The 20,493-nt window shown below is 67.8% G+C and carries 18 protein-coding genes; 5 read left to right on the top strand and 13 right to left on the bottom strand.

The features are described from left to right. The 6 genes from QGN17_RS00890 to QGN17_RS00865 are packed head-to-tail and all read right to left on the bottom strand — an operon-like array spanning nt 1 to nt 7,086. Nucleotides 1–1,146 carry an AGE family epimerase/isomerase gene (locus QGN17_RS00890; protein ID WP_281042632.1) on the bottom strand — a complete coding sequence of 382 codons (1,146 nt, stop codon included), beginning with the start codon at nt 1,144–1,146 and terminating at the stop codon, nt 1–3. Beyond that, nucleotides 1,136–2,965 carry a heparinase II/III family protein gene (locus QGN17_RS00885; RefSeq protein ID WP_281042631.1) on the bottom strand — a complete coding sequence of 610 codons (1,830 nt, stop codon included), beginning with the start codon at nt 2,963–2,965 and terminating at the stop codon, nt 1,136–1,138. The genes QGN17_RS00890 and QGN17_RS00885 overlap by 11 nt, the downstream gene beginning before the upstream one ends. A gap of 6 nt (nt 2,966–2,971) precedes the next feature. Beyond that, the gene (gene rfaD, locus QGN17_RS00880; protein ID WP_281042630.1) at nt 2,972–3,958 is read right to left on the bottom strand and encodes an ADP-glyceromanno-heptose 6-epimerase; all 987 of its coding nucleotides are present in this window, start codon (nt 3,956–3,958) and stop codon (nt 2,972–2,974) included. Then, on the bottom strand, nt 3,949–4,521 hold the full coding sequence (locus QGN17_RS00875) for a D-glycero-alpha-D-manno-heptose-1,7-bisphosphate 7-phosphatase (protein WP_281042629.1): 573 nt from the start codon (nt 4,519–4,521) through the stop codon (nt 3,949–3,951). Before QGN17_RS00875 ends, rfaD begins: the two co-directional genes overlap by 10 nt. Nucleotides 4,522–4,526: 5 nt before the next feature. Further along, the gene (gene rfaE1, locus QGN17_RS00870; protein ID WP_281042628.1) at nt 4,527–5,993 is read right to left on the bottom strand and encodes a D-glycero-beta-D-manno-heptose-7-phosphate kinase; all 1,467 of its coding nucleotides are present in this window, start codon (nt 5,991–5,993) and stop codon (nt 4,527–4,529) included. A 34-nt stretch (nt 5,994–6,027) separates the two neighbouring features. Next, nucleotides 6,028–7,086 (bottom strand): glycosyltransferase family 9 protein, encoded by a 1,059-nt coding sequence (locus QGN17_RS00865; RefSeq protein WP_281042627.1) that lies wholly within the window; start codon nt 7,084–7,086, stop codon nt 6,028–6,030. Between the two features lie 307 nt (nt 7,087–7,393). On the opposite strand from QGN17_RS00865, the gene QGN17_RS00860 reads away from it, so the two are divergent. Further along, nucleotides 7,394–8,722 carry an O-antigen polymerase gene (locus tag QGN17_RS00860; protein ID WP_281042626.1) on the top strand — a complete coding sequence of 443 codons (1,329 nt, stop codon included), beginning with the start codon at nt 7,394–7,396 and terminating at the stop codon, nt 8,720–8,722. Nucleotides 8,723–8,750: 28 nt separating this feature from the next. Next, entirely contained in the window at nt 8,751–9,872 is a 1,122-nt protein-coding gene (locus QGN17_RS00855) for an acyltransferase family protein (RefSeq protein WP_281042625.1), read from the top strand. An 18-nt stretch (nt 9,873–9,890) separates the two neighbouring features. On the opposite strand, the gene QGN17_RS00850 is transcribed toward QGN17_RS00855, so the two are convergent. Further along, nucleotides 9,891–11,669: a hypothetical protein gene (locus QGN17_RS00850; RefSeq protein WP_281042624.1), complete on the bottom strand. Its 1,779-nt coding sequence runs from the start codon at nt 11,667–11,669 to the stop codon at nt 9,891–9,893. Nucleotides 11,670–11,839: 170 nt separating this feature from the next. On the opposite strand from QGN17_RS00850, the gene QGN17_RS00845 reads away from it, so the two are divergent. Beyond that, on the top strand, nt 11,840–12,883 hold the full coding sequence (locus QGN17_RS00845) for an acyltransferase family protein (RefSeq protein WP_281042623.1): 1,044 nt from the start codon (nt 11,840–11,842) through the stop codon (nt 12,881–12,883). 10 nt (nt 12,884–12,893) lie between these two features. On the opposite strand, the gene QGN17_RS00840 is transcribed toward QGN17_RS00845, so the two are convergent. After that, a complete protein-coding gene (locus tag QGN17_RS00840) occupies nt 12,894–14,276 on the bottom strand; it encodes an SGNH/GDSL hydrolase family protein (RefSeq protein WP_281042622.1) in 1,383 nt (460 codons plus the stop codon). Then, on the bottom strand, nt 14,273–14,710 hold the full coding sequence (locus tag QGN17_RS00835) for a hypothetical protein (protein WP_281042621.1): 438 nt from the start codon (nt 14,708–14,710) through the stop codon (nt 14,273–14,275). The genes QGN17_RS00840 and QGN17_RS00835 overlap by 4 nt, the downstream gene beginning before the upstream one ends. A 212-nt stretch (nt 14,711–14,922) precedes the next feature. Between QGN17_RS00835 and QGN17_RS00830 the strand changes: the two genes are divergently transcribed. Continuing rightward, the gene (locus QGN17_RS00830) at nt 14,923–16,239 is read left to right on the top strand and encodes a UDP-glucose dehydrogenase family protein (RefSeq protein ID WP_281042620.1); all 1,317 of its coding nucleotides are present in this window, start codon (nt 14,923–14,925) and stop codon (nt 16,237–16,239) included. A 60-nt stretch (nt 16,240–16,299) separates the two neighbouring features. On the opposite strand, the gene QGN17_RS00825 is transcribed toward QGN17_RS00830, so the two are convergent. Beyond that, on the bottom strand, nt 16,300–16,575 hold the full coding sequence (locus QGN17_RS00825) for a hypothetical protein (protein WP_281042619.1): 276 nt from the start codon (nt 16,573–16,575) through the stop codon (nt 16,300–16,302). A 98-nt stretch (nt 16,576–16,673) separates the two neighbouring features. Next, nucleotides 16,674–17,483 (bottom strand): SGNH/GDSL hydrolase family protein, encoded by an 810-nt coding sequence (locus QGN17_RS00820; protein ID WP_281042618.1) that lies wholly within the window; start codon nt 17,481–17,483, stop codon nt 16,674–16,676. A gap of 135 nt (nt 17,484–17,618) precedes the next feature. On the opposite strand from QGN17_RS00820, the gene QGN17_RS00815 reads away from it, so the two are divergent. After that, nucleotides 17,619–19,229 (top strand): alpha-L-fucosidase, encoded by a 1,611-nt coding sequence (locus QGN17_RS00815; protein ID WP_281042617.1) that lies wholly within the window; start codon nt 17,619–17,621, stop codon nt 19,227–19,229. Between the two features lie 64 nt (nt 19,230–19,293). Here the strand turns inward: QGN17_RS00815 and QGN17_RS00810 are convergent, their stop codons facing one another. Continuing rightward, nucleotides 19,294–19,650: an L-rhamnose mutarotase gene (locus QGN17_RS00810; RefSeq protein ID WP_281042616.1), complete on the bottom strand. Its 357-nt coding sequence runs from the start codon at nt 19,648–19,650 to the stop codon at nt 19,294–19,296. After that, entirely contained in the window at nt 19,643–20,491 is an 849-nt protein-coding gene (locus tag QGN17_RS00805; RefSeq protein WP_281042615.1) for a fumarylacetoacetate hydrolase family protein, read from the bottom strand. Before QGN17_RS00805 ends, QGN17_RS00810 begins: the two co-directional genes overlap by 8 nt. Nucleotides 20,492–20,493: the final 2 nt, after the last annotated feature.

Below are 20,493 nucleotides of genomic sequence, written 5' to 3'. Positions count from 1 at the left end.
CTACATCAGTTCGGCCGCGCGGATCAGTTCGGCGATGCCCAGCGTGATGTGATAGAGCGAGCTGGCCGGCGCCGCCTCCTCCACCCAGCTGCCGTCGGGCTTCAGCTTGTCGCGATACGATCCCTTCACCGGCACGTCGAAATAGCGCTTGAGGCCCTGCCACGCGGCGGTCGCCTCCGCCATCGCACCGGTGTCGGCGGGATCGTGCCACAACGGCGTGACGGCTGCCTTGATCCGCTCGGTCTGCGGCCAGAGGCGCGCACCGGCATCGACGACACTGCCGTCCAGCTTCACGACGTTGATCGCAACGCCGTCGACGACGCCGTGCGCGCGGCCGAACGCCGCCAGGCGCTGCGACGGTGCCGGATCGAACAGCCCCTCCTTGCCGAGCATCGCGAACAGCCACGCCCATTCGAAGCAATGGCCGGGTTCGACGGCATGGCCCTCGTCCGTATCGGGGCGCGACCAGTCCGGCGCGAAAAACTCGGTGAGCGCGCCGGTGGCAGGCTCGATGAACGCATCCCGGCCCAGCGTCGCGAGCGCGCGTGCGCGATCCGCCCACGCTTCGTCGCGGGTCGCCTGCCAGAGCACGATCATCGCTTCGAGCAGGTGCATGTGCGGGTTCTGGCGGCGCGGCGGGCCGTCGATCTCGCCTTCGTCGAAACCGCCTTGCGGATTGGTCCAGTCGCGCTCGATCGCCGCCATCAGCCGCTCCGCCGGCGCCAGCAGATCGGGCCGCTCCAGCATCTGTGAGGCATGGCCGAGCGCGAACAGCGTGAAAGCCGAATCGTACAGGTCGGCGCGACGGTCGGACGGCTGGCCGTCCGGTCCGAAGCGGTGGATCATGAAGCCGTCCTCACGCTGTCCACGCGCCACCAGGACGTCGACGGCCTGCGCCACCGCGTCGCGCCACGGCCCGTCCCAGCCAAGCCGGCCCAGTTCGCAGAACACGAAGATCTGCCGCGCCTGCACGCGCAGCCGGCGGTCGCCCTGGCTCGGCTCGCCGGCGGGAGAGAATGCCTCGACAAACATGCCATCGGGATGGCGACCCGCGGTGCACCACAACGGCGCAGCCTCCTCGAACAGCCAGCGCCGGGCATCGGCGGCGGCGGCCTTGAACGCGGCGATCGCGTAATCAGCGGACATGATCGTTCCTGTCTGGTCGGGCGGATGGGATGGTGTGGAGAAGCGCCTCGCCTGCGGCGGCGAGCGATGCCGCGTCCCATATCGGATCGGCACTCGGCCTGCGGACCGTGAGCGCGCAATGACGGGCATCGCCGGACGGTTCGACACGGATCTCGATCGCCGACAGGGCACGGCGCGGGCCGAAACGGAAGTGGCTGGCCGCCCGGTGCGCGACCGTGCCCCCGAAAATCCCGACGACCAGTTCGGCACCGTCGCCGTGCCGGAAAGTCAGGCTGTTGCCGGCCTCCGCCGCGATCGCCCAGTCGCCATCGATCAGGAAACGGGAGCCGCCGCCGCCCCGCCCCGCCCAGGCATCGACGATAGCCAGCGCGCCATCGGGCGAGAGCGCGACCGTACGACCGCTGCGGGCACCGGCACGATCATAGCCGGTCTGGGTGGCGGCGGCGGTCAGCGCCCCGTCGAACGGGCTGGCGATGGTGAAGGCCCGCCCGCGCCGCCCGACGCGCCACGCGCCGAACATCTCCATCGGCTCCAGCCCGTCGAAGGCGGGGCCGTTGTGCGAGTGGGCGGATCGTGTCCAGTCGCGTTCGGGGCCGGGCTTGTAACTCGCCACGCCCGGATCGACGATGAAACGGTGCCCATCGACCGAAAGCTCGATCGAGAGGAAATCGGCATGGGCATGGCCCGGCGCCTCGTCCGGCCCGCCTTTGCCGACATCGAACAGTACGGCGGAACCGCCGGCATCCAGCCGCGCGAAACCCGCCTCCGCCAGCATGCGGATGCCCTGTTCCGGCGGGCGGGGATCCACGCCGAGGCTCGCGGGCGACGGGCCGTCTCCGTCCGCGCAATCGTTGAACACCGCGAAGCCGCCATCCGGATGGGTCAGCACCGCCAGCGCGCCGCGCATATGCTCGGCCAGCGCCGCGCCCTGCCCCGCCGCGCCGCCGGTCAGCAGACCGCCCGCCAGCAGCACGTCGAAATGGCCGAGCAGATGCGCCTGATAGGTAGCCGATCGTTCGAGCTGAAAGCCGTCCGCGCCGACCTGCGCATCCATCGCGGCGACGAACTCGCGCGCGCGTCGGGCGAGCAGCGGCGCATCGTCCCGCGCCGCCGCAGCGAGGCATTGCCCGAAAATGTCGGTGGCGAGATGGTTGAAGCCCAGATCGTCCTCGCGCAACCGATCGACCACCTGCTCGCAGGCAAGCACATGGCCGACGATCGTGCGGAGGGCCGGGCTGTCCGCCAGCGCCGGATCGGCCGCGAGCGCGAGCGACGCCGCGCACAGCAGGTTGGCGAGCCGCCGTGCCGCCGGCAGCGGCTGCCACGGGATGCTGAGATAGCTGGCGGTCGGTCGGCCGCTCGCATCGAGCTGCGCGATCATGTCGGCGATGTGATCCAGGCCTGCCGCCGGATCGTGCTGCACCGCCAGCGTCGCATGTTCGACGAACGCGATGAAGAAGGCGCGGTTGACGTCCGACGCGGGGATCGCGCCGGGCACGCGCCACGGCACGTCGCGCACGCCGGCCAGATCCACCACGTCGCCCGAGCCGAGGAAATGCAGGCTCGGCCCCGCAGGATCGAAGCGATAGGTGCTCGCCGTCAGCTCGGCCAGCCGGCGCGCCGACGCCACGAAATCCGGCCGCGCGATCCGGTCGGCGATGCGCGCGCAGAGCGCGGCGTCCGCTACCTGCGCGATCCGATAGAACCCCGCGCGCAGCCGGCGCGTCCGCACCTCCCGTACGCCGCGCATCAGCACGGACCGGATCGGGATGTGGCGCGCGGCCGATGCGTACAGCCTCAGCTTGCGAAGGCTCGGCATCGGCCGTTACCGGAACCGGTCCTCACCCGCGAGGAACTCCTCCAGATAGGCCTTCAGCCCCGCCTCCAGCGATGTCGGCGGCTGGTTGTAGCCGGCGCCGTGCAGCTTCTCGAGCGAGGCGCAGGTATAATATTGGTACTTGCCGCGCAGCGCCTCGGGCAGATCGATATATTCGATGTTCGGCTCGCGCCCCATCAGCCGGAACATGATCTCGGCGATGTCGCGGAAGGAACGCGGCGTGCCGCTGCCGCTGTTGTAGACGTCCGGCCGATCGGACTGGCGCAGCGCCCACAGCGCGATGTCCACGCAATCGCCCACCCACACGAAGTCGCGCAGCTGCTCGCCGTCGGCATAATCGGGATTGTCGGACTTGAAGAGCCGCACCTGCCCCTTGTCCCGGATCTGCTCGAACACCTGGTGCGCGACGCTGCGCTGGCCGCCCTTGTGATATTCGTTCGGCCCGTAGACGTTGAAGAACTTCAGGCCCGCCCAGCGCGGCGGCGCGGTGCCGCCGGTGTCCAGCCGCCGGCGCACCCAGCGATCGAACATGTGCTTGCTCCAGCCATAGGCGTTGAGCGGCTTGAGCGTGGCGAGGTGCGGCTCGTCGGAGCGATCGACGAAGCCGGCTTCGCCATCGCCGTAGGTCGCGGCGGAAGAAGCGTAGACGAACGGGATGCCGGCCGCCGCGCAATGCTCCCACAGGTCGATCGACAGGCGGATGTTGCTGCGCACGATGAGATCGACGTCGCGCTCGGTGGTGGTCGAGATCGCGCCCATGTGGACGATGCCCTCGATCCGGCCGTCATGCTTGGCGAGGAAGGCGGGCAGATCCTCCGGCGCGACGACGTCGGCGAGCCGACGCTTGGCGATGTTGCGCCACTTGCAGTCGTCGTCGCCCAGCCAGTCGACGATGGCGACGTCCTCGCCCGCCTCGTCCAGCGCGGCGGCGATGTTCGATCCGATGAAGCCGGCCCCGCCGGTGACTATGTGCATGGCTGGGCCACTCCGCTTTTGTGGATGTGAAGATCGATGGCGACGCGCGCGGCGTGCGCGAAATCGGGCGCAACGTGGGTCGCGCCGGGCGCCGGCGCCGCGCCGGCGGGAAGGTAGACCTGGATGCCGGTCAGCCCGCTCGCCGCGGCGGCGCCCATGTCCGCGGCGGTATCGCCGATGAACACCGCCTCGTCCGCCCGGAAACCGAAATCTGCCATCGCCTGCGCGACCATGCCCGGCAGCGGCTTGCGGCAGTCGCAGCCGTCGTCCGGCCCGTGCGGGCAATGATAGATCGCGTCGAGCGACAGCCCCTCGGCCGCCAGCAGGGCCGTTAGGCGAGCGTGAATCCGCGCCAGTGCCGCCTCGTCGAAATAACCGCGCGCGATGCCCGACTGGTTGGTGGCCATGACGATGCCGAACCCGGCTTCGCGCAGCGCCCGCAGGCCCTCGATCGCGCCGGGCAGGAAGGCGATGCCGTCCGGATCGGCGAGGTAGACGCGATCCTCGATCAGCGTCCCGTCCCGATCGACGACCGCGAACGGCCGCCCTGCGCCGTCCGTCATCGTCGTCAGCCCGCCCGCGCGATGATCGACGTCGTGCTGTGGCCTTCCTCGATCGGGATCAACACCACGCGACCGCCCTGCTGGCGCACGATGTCGGCACCCACGACCTGATCGATCCGATAGTCGGCGCCCTTGATCAGCACGTCGGGGCGCAGCGCCTCGATCAGATCGATCGGCGTGTCCTCGTCGAACAACGTCACCAGATCGACCGCGCCGATCGAGGCCATCACGATGGCGCGCGCCGTCTCGGTCTGCACGGGACGCGACGGGCCTTTCAGGCGCTTGACCGAGGCATCGGTGTTGAGCGCCACCACCAGCCGGTCGCACGCCGCGCGCGCCTTCTGCAGGATGGCGATGTGGCCGGGATGGACCAGATCGAAGCAGCCGTTGGTGAAGCCGACGCTCCGCCCCTCCGCCTGCCAGCGCCGCACCTGCGCGATCGCGTCGTCGCCGCCGAGCACCTTGTTTTCCTGATCGGAGACCGAGCGATCGAACAGCGCGCGCTGCAATTCGCTGGCGTGCACCGCCGCCGTGCCGAGCTTCGCCACCGCGACGCCCGCCGCCGCGTTGGCGAGCGCCGCCGCGCGCGCGATCGGCAGCCCGGCCGCAATGCCGAGCGAGAGCGTCGCGATCACGGTGTCGCCCGCGCCGGACACGTCGAACACTTCCGATGCTGCGGTCGGGATATGGACGGGGACACTCCCCTCCTCCTCGCCCGGCGCGTAGATCGTCATGCCCTGCGCGCCGCGCGTCAGCACCACGGATTGCACCCCGCCCTTCTCGCACAGCATCCGCGCGGCGGCTTCGGCCCCTTCGTCGGTGGAGGTGTCGAAGCCGGTGGCCTGCAGGGCCTCCAGCGCGTTGGGCGTCATCACCCGCGCACCACGATACACCGATGCGTCGACACGCTTGGGATCGACGACCACCGGCACGCCGTGCCGCGCGGCGATCGCCATCACCGCCGACACCAGTTCGGGGCTGAGCACGCCCTTGGCATAATCGGACAGCACGATTGCGCCGAGACCCTCGATCGCCTCTTCCACCTGCCCTGCGAGCCGGTCGCGCAGGCCGGCGTCGAGCACCAGCATCTTCTCCACATCGAGGCGCAGCATCTGCTGGCCGGCGGCGACGAAGCGCGTCTTGACCGTCGTGGGGTGGCCACCGTGGCGCAGAAGCCGCCCCTCGATCCCGTCCTCACCCAGCAGGGTGCCGGTGATGAGATCGGCCTCGGCGTCCTCGCCCAATACGCCGACCAGCACCGGCACGCCGCCCAGGCTCGCGATGTTGCGCGCGACGTTGGCGGCGCCGCCCAGCATCAGCTTCTCGTTGTCGAAGCGCAGCACCGGGATCGGCCCTTCGGGCGAAATGCGTTCGACGTGCCCGTAGACGAAGCGATCGAGCATCACGTCGCCCAGCACGAGCACGCGGCGCCCACGCCAGCCGCCCACGTCGAAACCCTTGCCTGCCTGCATCGCGCCTGTTCCTCGTCCTTGTCTCGAGATCGCGCTAGCGGCTTGCGTGCGCCGGCTCTCGCCCATGCGCCGCCGCCAGTGCGGGAATGACCAGACCGCTCAGGCTGTCCCCCGGAATGTCCCGCATACATTGCGCGTCATACGGGCATTTGCCGTGCAGCGCCGTGCCCCAGCACGGCTGGCAGGGCAGTCGCTCGCCGCGCGTCAGCACGGACGCCTGCGCGCCATAGGGGCGCGTCTCGGTCGGGATGGTGGGGCCGGCCAGCGTCACCGTCGGCACGCCGAAGGCGGCCGCGATATGGCCGAGCGCGGAATCGCTGCCGACGAAGCAGGCCGCTTCGGCCAGCACCGCCTTCGTGACGTCGAGTGGCACGTTCTTCACGGCGACGACCGTCTCGTCGAACGGCTCGAACGCGGGCACGAGATCGAGATCGTCCGGCCCGAACATCACCACCACCTTGGCACCGGGCACCTCGGCACGGACGCGCGCGATCAGCGCCTTCGCCATATCGACGGGGATCCGCTTCTCGCCGGCGAGATTCTTGCTGCTGCCGGGGTGAATCGCGAGAAAGCCGCCCGGCGTGACGCCGAGATCGGCGAGCAACGCCACACCGTCCGCCTTGGCCTTGTCGGACAGCGGCAGCGGAAAACTGGGCGCGGCGGCCGGCTGGCCGGTCCATAGCGAAAGCGTCTCCAGCATCCGATCGACGCGATGCTGCGCGGGATCGACGCGCCCGGCATGGGCATAGAGCCAGCGCAATTTATCGGAATCACCGACGATCGTGCGCACGCCGGCAACGACACGCAGCAGCAGCGCCGACAACGGCGTGATGCGGGTACCGATATAGGCGCAATCGAAGCGATATTTCCGCAGACCCCGGAAGAAGCCGAGCAGCTTGGCGCGCTCCCCGTTCTTCGGCATCGAAAGGATGCGATCGACGACCGGCGCTCCCTCCATCAGGGCGCGCTGCGGGCCGCCGCGAACGATCAGCGTGATCTCGGCCTGCGGATACAGCCTGCGCATCTCCGCGACGACCGGAACGGTCATCACGAGGTCGCCCAATCCCCAGTTCTGGAAAACGCAGATCTTCATGGACCGCCGGCCGCCCCCCTCGATCATGGAGCTAACAGATGCCTCCACGCGGGACAAGGCATCCGCAGTCGCAGCATGGCGCCTCGCATGCCCGGTGGCGGCGACAATTCTGACCCTTGCCGGGAAATTGTCGCCGGATTGTTGCACAAAACGGTCGAGACGTTCGCTATCGCAGCATTTGGCGTGCCAGTCCCTCGTCGAGCCGTTTCCCGCCTCTATCGGTCTAGCGGGCGCGGTCGATATGTGCCACTTGGGTCGCGATTCCACCGTAGAGCCGGGCGCGTGAGCCGGCGCCGGAGACAAGACGATGCTGCTCATCGCCACCGCAACTCTGTTGCTGCTGATCGTGTCCGCGCATCAGATGGCGGCGCTTGCCGGCGGCCGGGGCTCGCTGCCCCGCTTTTTCTGGAGCACGGCCTGGGGCTTCATGTTCCTGTTCGCGCTGCTGTTCGGCGGCGTGTTCGCGATCATGAACCGGATGACACTCTTCGTGATGGTCGGGGTCGCCTGTTTTCTCGCGGGCTGCTGGCTGACCGAGACGATCACCGCACGGCCGATCCGCGGTGCTGCGGCGGTGCAATATCAGCGTCAGATCGCGTGGCTCCGGCCGTTCATCTGGGCCACGACCCTGGTCGGGATGCTCTCGCCAATCTATTTCGCGCGGCAGCTGGGTTTCCACCCGAGCGAGCTGGTGGACATGAGTTCCTATTTCAGCGCCGTGCGCGATGCCAACGCGGCGATCCGCAATTATGACGTCGAACAGAACCTGCTCAGCAAGATCTGCGGCATCTTCCCGCTCGGCGGCGCCACCGTCGCGGGCATGGTCATCGGGCTTGGCCGCCGTCGTTTCAACATCACGCTTTGGGAATGTCTGCTGCCAGTTCTGCCGGGCTTCCTGCTGAGCGCGGTGACATCGGTGCGCGGTGGCACGATCGTGCCCATCGTGATCATGTTCGGCGGCCTGGCGACGGGCCTCGTGATGCGCCGCCGCGAGGGCGTACTCTTCAGTCGCCGCGCAATATCGTGGACCGCGGGCGTGGTCGTCGCGCTCGTCGCGCTCATCCTGTTCATGCAGACGATCCGCGCCGGCAATCGCGCCAGCAATTTTTCCGCGATCGTCGAGCACATGCGTCCATGGATCGCGGGCTACCTGCCCGGCATCTCGGTATGGGCCGAGGAGCAGTGGGACGGCACGATGAGCTACGGCGTGATGACCTTCCGGGGCATCGCGAGCCTGCTGGGCGCCTCGGGCAACGGCGTCGACACGTTCCTGAACGATACCGACATCGGCAACGGGCAGGTCACCAACGCGATGACCTTCTATCGCTTCGCCATTCAGGACTTCGGGATGGCGGGCTCCCTGCTGTTCACCTTCGTATGGGGCGCGATTTCCGGCTGGCTGGGCACATTGGTGCGACGTGGCAATTTTGCCGCCGCGCCCTTCTACGCGATCAATATCGCCGCGGTGATCTGGAGCCCCAATGCCTGGTTCCTGGGTTATGGCACGCGCATCTTCGCGCCGATCGTCGCCTGCGCCTTCCTTGTCGTCGCGGTGCGCCAGAGGGCGCCGCTTGCGATGAAACGCCGCGCGATCCAGGCGCGGCGCACCGCCGCCATGGCGGGAAGATCCGTCTGACCCTCCACCGGCCATCAACAGGAAGACCATGAGCGAAGCACGCCGGATCAACCACATTCAGAGCCTGCGTGCGATAGCGGCCACCCTGGTCGCCATCTCGCACATCTCCAAGGAACTGATCCAGCACGGCGTTCCGGATCGCTACCATCTGCTGCCGTTCCTGATGACGTGGCAGTTCGGCGTCGACATCTTCTTCGTGATCAGCGGTTTCATCATGTACCATGTCACCGCGGGGCGCCCGACCGGCGTCGCTCCCGCGGCGGATTTCATGAAGAAGCGGCTGGTCCGCGTCGTGCCGCTCTACTGGCTCTACACGGCGCTGATCCTGCTGCCGATACTGTTCGCGTCGCATACCGTGCATCACGCCAGCATCGATGCCCCCTACGCCATCGCATCGTTCCTGTTCATCCCGTGGCTACGGCCGGACGGGATGGTGATCGAGCCGGTGCTTGGCCTCGGCTGGACGCTGAATTACGAGATGGTGTTCTACATCAGCATGGCCGTGCTGATCGCGCTCAACGTGCGGCGCACCGTGACGGCGCTCACCCTGCTGTTCGTCGGCGCGACGATCGCGGGCCTGTTCATCACCACGGACTATCCGCAAATCTGGTACTGGACGCGATCGTGCATTCTGGAGTTCGCGTTCGGCGCCGGCATCGCGATGCTGTTCCGGCGCGGCGTCTCGATACCGACCTGGGCGGGCATCGCGATGGTGGTTGTGGGCATCGCCGCATGGCAGGGCACGGTGGCGCTGTGGCCGGTCTCCGAAGCAGGCTTCAACGTGCGCGGCATCACCTGGGGCGTCGCCGCCGCGCTGATCGTCGGGGGGCTGACCTTCTCCACCGCGATGGTGCGGATGCTCGAATGGGGCGGCCCCAAGGGCCTGCTCCAGCAGGTCGGCGATGCGTCCTACAGCCTCTATCTGTGCCACATGTTCGTGGTGCGGCTGATGACGATGGCGATCGGGCGCTACGCGCACGGTTACGGCGCGATCCTCTACGTGCTCGTCACGCTGGCGGTATGCGTCGGCGCGGCGATGCTGTCCTACCGGTTCCTCGAAAAGCCGTTGATCCAGCTCGGCCGCAAGGATTTCCGGCTGCGGCCGGTCGTGCCGAAGAACGAGGGCAAGCCGTCCGATCTCGTGACCTGAGCGGCTCGCCGCCGCCACTCAATTGTCCTGCGTATCCTCGACATCGTGGCGGACCATGCGCGCCGCCGGCGAGATGCGATCCACCGCGCCGCCGCTGCGCGTAAACACCTTCGGATCGGCCTGGACGACGACGTCCATCCCGTCCGGCGCGCCGTTCACGCGAAGCGCATTGCCCGCGAAGGGCCGGCCGCTGCTTTCGATCATGCGCAGCCGATAGCGATTGCCGCTGCCGTCGCCGTTCACCGGCGCCCAGTGCGCGGCATCGGGCGGGGACTGCCCGCTATTCTGGTCGATCGCGCGGAACGCCCCGCCGTTCAGCGTCACCACGTCCCCCGCCGCATAGGATGCGGTCGCGTTCCACGGCCGGCTGTCGTTGGTGACGAGCGCGAACGCACCGCCCGCCGCCCGCCGGCTGACGTCCCGCAGCGTCAGCGCCATGTCCATGTCGGCATTCGAGCTGTCGCGCAGTCCGGCCCCCGCCGTATCGTCGATATTGCCGTTGATGCTGACCTGCTTGTTGCCGGCGAGGCTGATGCCGTTGCCTTCCGCGCCATTGGCGGGGCTGCCGGTGACGTGCGACACGTTCAGGTTGGCGATCGAGACGATATCGCTGTTCACGATCGCCACGCCTTCCGGCACGTTGGAGATGGAGCGGGCGAGCGTATCGCCGTTGAACGGCGCGGGGTGGCCGAGGATGTCGCCCACGGCATCGTAACCCGCCTGATCGACCGACACGGTCTGCGCGGCGACCCGCCGGACATGCTGGAGCGAGAAGCCGACACCGGCCACGCGCTTCACCTGCACCGATCCGATCCGGGTGTTGGTGACCGGGCGGAACGCGGAACGGATCTTGAACCCATCCTTGCCCGCCGTGTCGATCGTGACGGTGCCGATGACCAGCCCGTCTATCCCCTTGGCGCGATCGTCGTTGACGTAGAAGGCGGTGTCCGTGGTCCGTGTGATCCGCGCGTTGTCGAGCTGGAACCCGGATACCGGCAACGCGCCGGGAATGGCGTACCAGTCGGTCTGCACGGCCGGCTCCGCGGTCATCAGGAAGGCCTGCCCGCCGCGATGGCCGGAGGTTCGCAGGTTGCCGATGTCGTCCGCGATCAGCTGACCGACATGGCCACCCTTCATGCCCGTCCAGATCGAGGCGGCGTGGTAGATGCGATGCAGTTCCAGCCGCCCGACCTGCACGTCCGCCAGGTTCGCCAGGACGATGCCGATCCGATCGGTGTTCTGGATGCGCAGGCGACCGATGCGCACGCCCGACAGATAGGAGGGGTTGCCCTTCATGTCGCCGTGGATACCGATCAGGCAATGCCCGCTGACGATGTTCGTGCTGCGCTGCGCATCCTGCGGCAGGGCGCCGTCGATCACCACGCCGTCCATGTCGATCGGGCCTGAAATCACGATGCCGTCGCCCGTGCCGGTGCTGATCAGCCGCTTCGTGTCCGAGAAGTCGGATCGCAGCACGAGATTGGGTGGCAGCTGCAGCGTGCCCGAAAAGCGGTAGTCCCGATCGATATAGAGGGGCACGCCCCGCGCGACCGCCGCCGCCGCCGCGCGACCGATCGCCGGGCCGTCGTCCGCGTCACCGGGCTGGGCGAAGGCCGATGGGATCACCGCGCCCGCCGGGCGCCCCGCGGATGCCGGCGACGCCGCGGGGGATGAGGAGGAACCCGTCGCCGCCGCAGGGGGACGATGATGCCTGCGCGCGTCGGCCGGTGCCACGAACGCCACCAGGCAGATCGCGGAGGTCAGCATCAGGGAACGGCGTCGCGCACGATGGGTCATCGGTTCAGCTCCAATAGCGGCGGGCATTCCAGCATGGGGGAGTTGAACGGAAGGTGACAAGTGAAGGCTTCGCAACCTTTCGCCCATATGCGGCGGCCGGGGCTTGACGGCATCGCGACATCAATGCTGCTTGGCAGCATTTCGACGGAACCGGATCGGGGATACGCAGCATGACGATCGCGACATCGGCGGGCACGGCCGTCTCGGCCAAGCCCGCGCGCGTGGAATGGATCGATTCGCTGCGGGGCATCGGCATCGTGCTGGTGGTGATCGGCCATGTGACGAGCCGCCCTTGGCTCCACCATTATATCTACCTGTTCCACATGCCGCTGTTCTTCGCGATCTCGGGGTACGTCTTCAAGCGGACGGACCCCAAGGCGCTGGTCGGCCGTCGTGTCATGACGCTGCTGGTGCCCTATGCGGCCTATCTGGTGCTGATCACCGGGTTCGACTGGCTGTTTTGCGCGTTCGACGGCCTCAAGCCGTCGCTGCCGCTCAAGCCGCTGATCGTCATCGGCAAGTTCGCGATCGGCGGCAATTTCCTGCACGATACGTTGACGGTCGCCTGGTTCATCACCAGCCTGTTCTTCGCCAACCTGCTCTATGCCGCGCTGGCCTGGCGGCTGCACGGCGCGACGACACGCTGGATGACGCTGATCGCGCTCGCCATGCTCGTCCTCTCCTACCTGACGCCGCCGATCCGGACGCCCTGGGCGATCAGCCAGGTGCCGCTCGCTTTCTTTTTCTTCTGGGCCGGCGCCGCCTATCGCGAGCGCGGAACGGAGCCGTGGTGGGTCGTGCTGCCGGCACTCGCCATCGCGATCGCGAGCATGGCCTACGCGCCCGATTTCGACATGAAATATATGACCTACGGATCGATCTGGCTGAACGTGCCGGCGGCGCTGTCCGTATCCTACCTGCTGCTGCGGCTGGCGCGCGCGCTGGGCCCGGTCGAGCCTGCCACCCGCTTCTGCGCCAGCATCGGGCAGGCGGCGCTGGTCATCATGTTCGTGCACAAGCTGGTGCAGATACACCTCCAGCCGTTCATGCCCGATTGGCCGATCATGCTCATCGCCCTGGTGCTGAGCTACGCGATCTACTGGGCGGCGACCAAATCCGCCTTCACCCGCACCTGGCTACTCGGCCAGGGCCGCGTGCCGGACTGGATGCCGTGGCAGGGCAAGACGCCAGCGACCGCCCCGTCCGGCCGCTGACGCCTATCGCTCAGGCGGAGACGATCCGCCCGAAATGCGCGTATTTCGGCTGGATGACGGCGGCCGCCGACGCGTTGGTCTGATCGAGATAGGCATCGATCGACACAATTGCCGAAGCCGCCGTCGCCGGCACGATGCAGGCGGGCGTCTCCAGCACGCCGCTCCACGCCACGCCGTCCGGCAAGCCACCGCCTGCCGTCTGCGGTTCGCCGTCGGCCACCGTGTAGATCGATGCGCCGCCGGCATCGCGGAACCGGATCTGCAGCCGCACGCCCCATAGCGACACCGGCGATCCGGCGACGTCCACCGCCATGCGGGCCTGCATCGCCGCACCCGGCACGATGCCGGCCGTCAGCGTCTGCGAGAGGCTGAGCGCCTGCCCGTAACCGCCATTGGCGGCTGCGGCCGAGGCATTGCCCAGCGTCATCTGCCATTGCGTGCCCGGAAGCCCGTCCGGCCGTGCCGCGAGCTGCGCACCGGCGCCGCGCGTCACCACGCCGGCCGGCCCGCCATTGCTGTTGCTCCCGGTCCAGCCGGTCGGCGCCACACCCGACCAATAGGTGCCGGACAGCGCGACCGCTCCCTGCAGCGTCGGGTTCGCCAGCTGGTTGCCGCTCGGATTGGCGCTCGCATCATAAGCGTCGCCGACCGGATCGTAGCCGAGATCGGCCGCGTAGGCGGTCCCCGGAAAGATCTGCCCCAGATAGGTGGCGAGCGCGCGCCCCAACACGAACGCACCCTTGTTGTTGGGGTGGACCCCATCGAAGAACAGCCCGGCATCGGCAAGCCCGGCGGCCGTCGGGCTTTGAAACAGGGCGGCGGCATCGAACACGAACACATTGTCCAATGATTTCGCCAGCGCGAAACAGAGATGGCGCCGCTGCGCCGCCTGCTGCCGCGCGTAGAGGATCTGCGGCGTGGTGAGCGCGGCGAAGCTGGCCCGCGGCAGGGTCGTCATCAGCACGACCTTGATGCCCGCCGCGGTCAGCGTCCGGCAGATCGCCTTCAGCACGCCGTAGCTCTGCGCCGCGCCGGTCAACGCGGTGTCGTCGTTCGTGCCGGCCATCAGGATCACGGCATGGGGCCGCGTCGCCAGGATCGCCGGTACCCGGCTCGCCATGCCCGGATTGGGTCCGCCCGCCACCAGGGTATCGCCCGCCAGCCCGAAATTGGCCGACAAGTCGAAGGCGAAACGCCGGCCGGACAGGATCGTGGCCCAGGTGGTGAAGCCCCACGCATCGGTCCTCAGCTTGGTCGTGTCGATCTGGCCTGTGGCCGGATAGCGCCCATGCTCGACGATCGAATCGCCCAGCGCGGCGAGCCGGATGCCGGTGCGCCCCCGCCCCATGGCCTGCGAAGCCAGCCCGCGCGCAACCGCGTCGAGCGCGCTCATTGCGCCACCCGATAGGTCAGCGTGCCGCTCGTCAGGCTGACCGACAGCCAGTAGGTCGCGCCCGCCTCGCCCTCTTCGCCGATCGGCTCGTTGCAATTGCCGGTGAAGGTCGCCCAGGACTGTCCGCCGGCGGTCAGCGGCAGGCGGGTCGCCCCGCCGTCGATCGAGCGCAACAGTTGCACGGTGCCGGACCAGCTACCCGACAGCGAAACCACCATCTGCCGGCCGAGTGCCGGGGCATAGGGGCCGAAACTGCCGCTGGAGGCTGTGGAACCCGATAGCGGAGCAATGCCCGACGGCTGGATCGCCGCGCGGATCGGCAGCGGGTTATTCGCCCCGACAGCCACGGCGTTGCCGGCAGGATCGGCGAATGCGAGCGCATGTTCCGGTACGAATGAAGCGGGCGCCATTACCCGGCGCGGCGTGTCTGTCATCGCGATTCTCCCTCGTCATGAGCCTCATCAGGCGAACAAGGTCGAATCATTTATCCATATTGGTACATGTAGGAAAGTGTTTTGTGCACCTTGGGTTTTCCGCCCTCAGGTTTGCGGCATGGAAAGTCTGCTCGTCGCGGCCGGCGCTTGCGCCCGCCCGCGACTGATGCAATGCGCCGACGCGCTACCGCTGACGGGAACGGATACACGCAATGCGCATCACGATGATCGGGACGGGCTATGTCGGCCTCGTTTCGGGGGCCTGCTTCTCGGATTTCGGTCATGAGGTGGTGTGCGTCGACAAGGACGCCGCCAAGATCGAAGCGCTGGAACGCGGCGTCATGCCGATCTACGAGCCGGGTCTCGATGCGCTGGTGGCCGCGAACTTCCGTGCCGGCCGGCTGTCCTTCACCACCGATCTCGCCGCCGGCGTGAAGGGTGCGGAGGCGGTGTTCATCGCCGTCGGCACGCCATCGCGACGCGGCGACGGCCATGCCGATCTCAGCTACGTGTTCGCCGCCGTCCGCGAGGTGGTGGCGGCGCTGGACGGGCCCGCCGTGCTCGTCACCAAGTCGACCGTCCCGGTCGGCACCGGCGACGAAGTGGAACGGATCGTCGCGGAAGTCGGCCCGGACAAGGGCATCGTCGTCGCATCCAATCCCGAATTCCTGCGCGAAGGCGCCGCGATCGACGATTTCAAGCGGCCCGACCGCGTCGTCTGCGGCACCGACGATGCGACGGCGCGCAGCGTGCTCGCCGCCATCTATCGCCCGCTGTCGCTCAACCAGTCGGCCCCGGTGATGTTCACCGGGCGCCGGACCGCCGAGCTGATCAAATATGCGGCCAACGCCTTCCTGGCGACCAAGATCACCTTCATCAACGAGATCGCCGATCTGTGCGAGGCGGTGGGCGCCAATGTGCAGGAGGTGTCGCGCGGCATCGGCCTCGACAACCGGATCGGCCGCAAGTTCCTCCACGCCGGGCCGGGCTATGGCGGCTCCTGCTTCCCCAAGGACACGCTGGCGCTGCTCAAGACCGCGGACGACAACGAAAGCCCGCTGCGTATCGTCGAGGCCACCATCGCCGCCAACGACGCCCGCAAGCGCGCGATGGGCCGCAAGGTGATCAAGGCGATGGGCGGCGACGTGCGCGGCAAGACGGTCGGCGTGCTGGGCCTCACCTTCAAGCCCAACACCGACGACATGCGCGACTCGCCCGCCATCGCGGTGATCCAGACGCTGCAGGATGCCGGCGCCAGGGTCCGCGCCTTCGATCCCGAAGGCATCGAGCAGGCGAAGAAGGTGCTGACCGACGTCGATTTCATGGGCGGTGCCTACGAGGTCGCCGACGATGCCGATGCGCTGGTGATCATCACCGAGTGGGACGCCTTCCGTGGACTGGATCTCAAGCGGCTCGCCAACGTGATGCGCCAGCCGATCCTGGTCGATCTGCGCAACATCTATCCGCCCGAGGACGTGATCGCGGCGGGGCTGCGATACACCGGTATCGGGAAAGTCGCATCGGATTGAAGCGCGGGAGGCGGCGTGCGGGCGACGCCGCCTCCATCCCCATCGGGATCGCCTGCGGATTTACCGGCCAGACGGGTCCTGCGGACTCGAGGCCGGTTTCCGGTCGGGCGCGAGGCCTAAAGCCATGACCATGCCGGCACAGAACATTGGCTCGAACCAGCCATGCCAGCTCCAGATCTGATGCCGAAGCCAGTGGGGCAGCATCACGAATAATTCCTGAACGCCGTAGAACACCATACCGGCCGCGCCGATCAGCGCGAGACCGATGCCGCATCGCCTGCCGAATAGCATCGCCGAACTCAAAGCCCCCTCTCCGCTCGCGGCACCGGTTGCCATCGATCGATATCTGAGGAGGCGATGCTGGAAAATAAACGGATCATGTCAGGCGACCGGCGGAGATCGTCACACGCAGGCGGTGCGCGCAAGGATCGTCGTCAACGGTCCAGCGTCTTGGCGATGGCGGCCAGCGCCAGCGGGCGCATGATCGCATAGCCGGCCGTGGTCGGGTGCACGCCGTCGCTGGAAAGGCCCGGCTTCATGCCGCCCTGCGCATCGGCCAGCGCCGCATGATAATCGAGATAGGTGAAGCCGTTGCGCGCGGCATAATCGCGCAGCCAGGCGTTGAACGCGTCGATCTGGGGCGCCGGTTGCTTGTCCGGGCTCCACGGGAAGGCGGCCGCCGGCGGGATCGAGGCGAGGATCACCTTGATGCCGTGCAGCCTGGCAAGCTCGGCCATGCTCTCGATATTGCCCTGCACGAAGGAGAGCGTCGCGGCGCCGGTATTGCCCGCAATGTCGTTGGTTCCGGCCATGATGTGCACCGCCTGCGGGTGCAGCGCGATCACGTCCTCGCGGAAACGTACCAGCATCTGCGGCGTCGTCTCCCCGCTGATGCCCCGGTCGACGAGGCCGTCACCGAACATCGTCTTGTCGAGCACCTGCCAGTTGTCGGTGATCGAATCGCCCATGAACACCACGCGCACCTTCGAGTGCGCCGCGATCAGCGCGAGATTGTCGGCATGGTAGCGACACACCTGCCCGAAATCGCGGGTCAGCATATGGAGGTTCCACATGTGCCATCCCGCCGCGTCGGTGGGCTTCGGATGCACCGGACAGGGATCCGCGACGATACCGACCGGATCGTTCGCCGCCGGGTCGCCATCCACCTTCGTCTGCGCGAGCGCGCCAGCGATCCCGAAAACGGCAACAGCCGCGGCCAGCCAGCGCGCTCGAAAATGCGTCATGCCTTATCCTCTCATGCCCTGTTCGAGCGTCGCGCATTTTGGCGCTTGCGTCGACATATTCCATTGGTGATATCGGTTTTCACATATGCTGGATAATTGCGGTCCCGCCAAGGGGCTGGCACAGGAGAGGTCACGATGTTCACGCGCCGCGGATTCCTGGGATCGGGTTCGGTTGCCCTGCTGGCCGCGGGCGCAGCGCGCGGCGCGGCGATCCGCCCGGACTGGACCTCGCTCGCGGCTGCATGGCGCATCCCCGACTGGTTCCGCGATGCCAAGTTCGGCATCTGGGCACATTGGGGTGCGCAGGCGGTGCCCGAATTCGGCGACTGGTACGGCCGCCTGATGTACGTGCAGGGCGATCCCTTCTACCAGCATCACCTGCAGCATTACGGCCACCCGAGCCGAGCCGGCTTCATGGAGATCGAAAATCTCTGGAAGGCCCGGAATTGGGAACCGGAGACGCTGATCGGCCTCTACAAGAAGGCCGGCGCCCGCTATTTCACCGCGCTCGCCTGCCACCACGACAATCTCGATACATTCGACAGCAGCCATCACGCCTGGAACACCCTGCGCGTCGGGCCGAAGCGCGACATCGTCGGCACGTGGGAAAAGGTCGCGCGCGACGCCGGGCTGCGCTTCGGCGTCTCCAACCATGCCGCGCACAGCTGGCACTGGTGGCAGACCGCCTATGGCTACGATGCCGAGGGGCCGATGCGGGGCCAGCGCTACGACGCCTATCATCTGCGCAAGGAACAGGGCGCGGGCAAATGGTGGGACGGACTCGATCCGCAGGAGCTCTACAATGGCCCCTATTACGCGCCGCCCGATGGCATCCGGTCGATCAAGGCGATGAATGCGTGGCACGAGGCACGCGACGGCGTGTGGAGCGAAGCAGCACCTCCCGGCCCGCGCGGGCAGGCCTATGTCGCGAAGTGGCTCGCCCGGCAGAAGGAACTGGTCGCGAAGTATCGGCCCGATCTCGTCTATTTCGACGACTACGGCCTGCCGCTGGGGCAAGCCGGGATCGAGGCGGCGGCCGATTATTACGATCGCGCGATCGAATGGCACGGATCGCCCGACGTGGTGCTGACCGGCAAGCAGCTCTCACCCTATCAGCGCTACGGCATCGTCGAGGATGTCGAGCGCGGTTTCGCCGACGCGATCCGCCCGCATCCCTGGCAGACCGATACGTGCATCGGCAGCTGGTTCTACGATCGTCCGCTGGCCGAGCGCCACGGCTACAAGAGCGCCAAGCAGGTGGTGCAGCGCCTGTGCGACGTCGTCTCGAAGAACGGCAACCTGCTGCTCTCCGTGCCGCTGCGTGGCGACGGCACGCACGACAGCGACGAGGAGGCGATCCTCGCCGATCTCGCGCGCTGGTTCGCGATCAACGGCGACGGCATCTACGGCACGCGGCCGTGGCGCACATTCGGCGAAGGCCCCAACGTGCCGCCCAAGGGGATGCAGAGCGAGGCCGAGATGAAGCCCTATACGGCCGAGGACATCCGCATCACGGCAAGCAATGGCGGCCTCAACCTCTTCCTGCTCGACTGGCCGGACGGAGAGACCCGCATCGCCTGCCTCGGCCGCCGCGCGGCGGGCGGCGTGATCGAGCGGGTCACGCTGAACGGCGGCGGCCCGGTGACGTTCACGCAGGACGAGGATGCGTTGCGCCTCGCCGTGCCTGCCCCGACAACCGGTGCCTTCGTGCCGGGGCTGCGCATCGAGGGGCGCGGCCTGATCTGAGGGGCGCCTCCGGATCACCGCTACTCGAAGGCGACCGGACGACTGCGCCGGTCGCCTTCGCGCGTTACGGTTGCCCGGCGAGCGTGAAGATGCGCGCCGCTTCCACCCATTTCTCGCCGGGCGCGGCGGTGGGGATCGGGCGCTGCACGCTCGCCATCAGCGTTTCCCACGCCTGCACATCGGGGTCGGCGGCGTCGGCGGCGGCCTTAGCCGCCGGATCGAAACCTTCGGCGGTGTCCATCACCATCACCAGCCGCGTGCCGGCGCGATAGATATCCATCGCCGTCACGCCCGCGGTGCGGATGCTGCGCCCGATCGCCGGAGGCAGCGCACCGTCCGCGTGCCAGGCTTCGTAGCGTGCGATCGCATCCGCATCGTCGATCAGATCGAGCAGCAGGACGTGCCGCTGTCGATCAGCCACGATCGGCGACCACCCGCTGCCGTTGAGTGCCGAGACCCGCGATGCCGAGTTCCATGACATCGCCGTCCTTCAGGAAGAGCGGCGGCTTCTGCCCCATGCCGACGCCCGGCGGGGTGCCGGTGGCGATGATGTCGCCGGGATGGAGCGTCATGAACTGGCTCAGATAGCTGACGAGGAAGGCCGGCTTGTAGACCATCGTGGCGGTCGAGCCGTCCTGGTAGCGATGGCCGTTCACCTCCAGCCACATGGTGAGGTCGGTCGGATCGACGATCTCGTCGCGCGTCACCATCCAGGGGCCGATCGGGCCGAACGTGTCGCACCCCTTGCCCTTGTCCCAGGTGCCGTGCCGCTCGAGCTGATATTCGCGCTCGGATACGTCGTTGGTCAGGCAATAGCCGGCGATATACGTCTCGGCCTCCGCCTCCCCGACATATTTGGCCCGCTTGCCGATGACGATGACGAGTTCCACTTCCCAATCGGTCTTGGTCGATCCGCGTGGAATGACCACGTCGTCGTTCGGGCCGATGATCGCGCTGGTCGCCTTGGTGAAGAGGATCGGCTCGGGCGGGACGGTCGCGCCGGTCTCGGCCGCATGATCCGAATAATTGAGGCCGATACACAGGAACTTGCCGACCTGGCCCACGCAAGGCCCGAAGCGGACCGGCTCTTCGACCAGCGGCAGGGTCGCCGGATCGATCGTCGCCAGCCTGGCAAGGCCTTCAGGCGTGAGCGTTACGCCGGCAATGTCTTCGACATGTCCCGTGAGATCGCGCAGCGCACCCTCGGCGTCGATCAGGCCAGGGCGCTCGGCACCCGCCGCGCCGTATCGAACCAGTTTCATGT

It is taken from the genome of Sphingomonas oryzagri, from assembly GCF_029906645.1.
Classification (GTDB): Bacteria; Pseudomonadota; Alphaproteobacteria; order Sphingomonadales; family Sphingomonadaceae; genus Solisphingomonas; species Solisphingomonas oryzagri.
This window is presented reverse-complemented; position numbering and strand designations above follow the sequence as displayed.

What these genes read in the sequence shown, in the direction of transcription:
- QGN17_RS00890 (WP_281042632.1), bottom strand. Translation starts at nt 1,146, where the DNA reads ATGTCCGCTGATTACGCGATCGCCGCGTTCAAGGCCGCCGCCGCCGAT.
- QGN17_RS00885 (WP_281042631.1), bottom strand. Translation starts at nt 2,965, where the DNA reads ATGCCGAGCCTTCGCAAGCTGAGGCTGTACGCATCGGCCGCGCGCCAC.
- rfaD (WP_281042630.1), bottom strand. Translation starts at nt 3,958, where the DNA reads ATGCACATAGTCACCGGCGGGGCCGGCTTCATCGGATCGAACATCGCC.
- QGN17_RS00875 (WP_281042629.1), bottom strand. Translation starts at nt 4,521, where the DNA reads ATGACGGACGGCGCAGGGCGGCCGTTCGCGGTCGTCGATCGGGACGGG.
- rfaE1 (WP_281042628.1), bottom strand. Translation starts at nt 5,993, where the DNA reads ATGCAGGCAGGCAAGGGTTTCGACGTGGGCGGCTGGCGTGGGCGCCGC.
- QGN17_RS00865 (WP_281042627.1), bottom strand. Translation starts at nt 7,086, where the DNA reads ATGAAGATCTGCGTTTTCCAGAACTGGGGATTGGGCGACCTCGTGATG.
- QGN17_RS00860 (WP_281042626.1), top strand. Translation starts at nt 7,394, where the DNA reads ATGCTGCTCATCGCCACCGCAACTCTGTTGCTGCTGATCGTGTCCGCG.
- QGN17_RS00855 (WP_281042625.1), top strand. Translation starts at nt 8,751, where the DNA reads ATGAGCGAAGCACGCCGGATCAACCACATTCAGAGCCTGCGTGCGATA.
- QGN17_RS00850 (WP_281042624.1), bottom strand. Translation starts at nt 11,669, where the DNA reads ATGACCCATCGTGCGCGACGCCGTTCCCTGATGCTGACCTCCGCGATC.
- QGN17_RS00845 (WP_281042623.1), top strand. Translation starts at nt 11,840, where the DNA reads ATGACGATCGCGACATCGGCGGGCACGGCCGTCTCGGCCAAGCCCGCG.
- QGN17_RS00840 (WP_281042622.1), bottom strand. Translation starts at nt 14,276, where the DNA reads ATGAGCGCGCTCGACGCGGTTGCGCGCGGGCTGGCTTCGCAGGCCATG.
- QGN17_RS00835 (WP_281042621.1), bottom strand. Translation starts at nt 14,710, where the DNA reads ATGACAGACACGCCGCGCCGGGTAATGGCGCCCGCTTCATTCGTACCG.
- QGN17_RS00830 (WP_281042620.1), top strand. Translation starts at nt 14,923, where the DNA reads ATGCGCATCACGATGATCGGGACGGGCTATGTCGGCCTCGTTTCGGGG.
- QGN17_RS00825 (WP_281042619.1), bottom strand. Translation starts at nt 16,575, where the DNA reads ATGGCAACCGGTGCCGCGAGCGGAGAGGGGGCTTTGAGTTCGGCGATG.
- QGN17_RS00820 (WP_281042618.1), bottom strand. Translation starts at nt 17,483, where the DNA reads ATGACGCATTTTCGAGCGCGCTGGCTGGCCGCGGCTGTTGCCGTTTTC.
- QGN17_RS00815 (WP_281042617.1), top strand. Translation starts at nt 17,619, where the DNA reads ATGTTCACGCGCCGCGGATTCCTGGGATCGGGTTCGGTTGCCCTGCTG.
- QGN17_RS00805 (WP_281042615.1), bottom strand. Translation starts at nt 20,491, where the DNA reads ATGAAACTGGTTCGATACGGCGCGGCGGGTGCCGAGCGCCCTGGCCTG.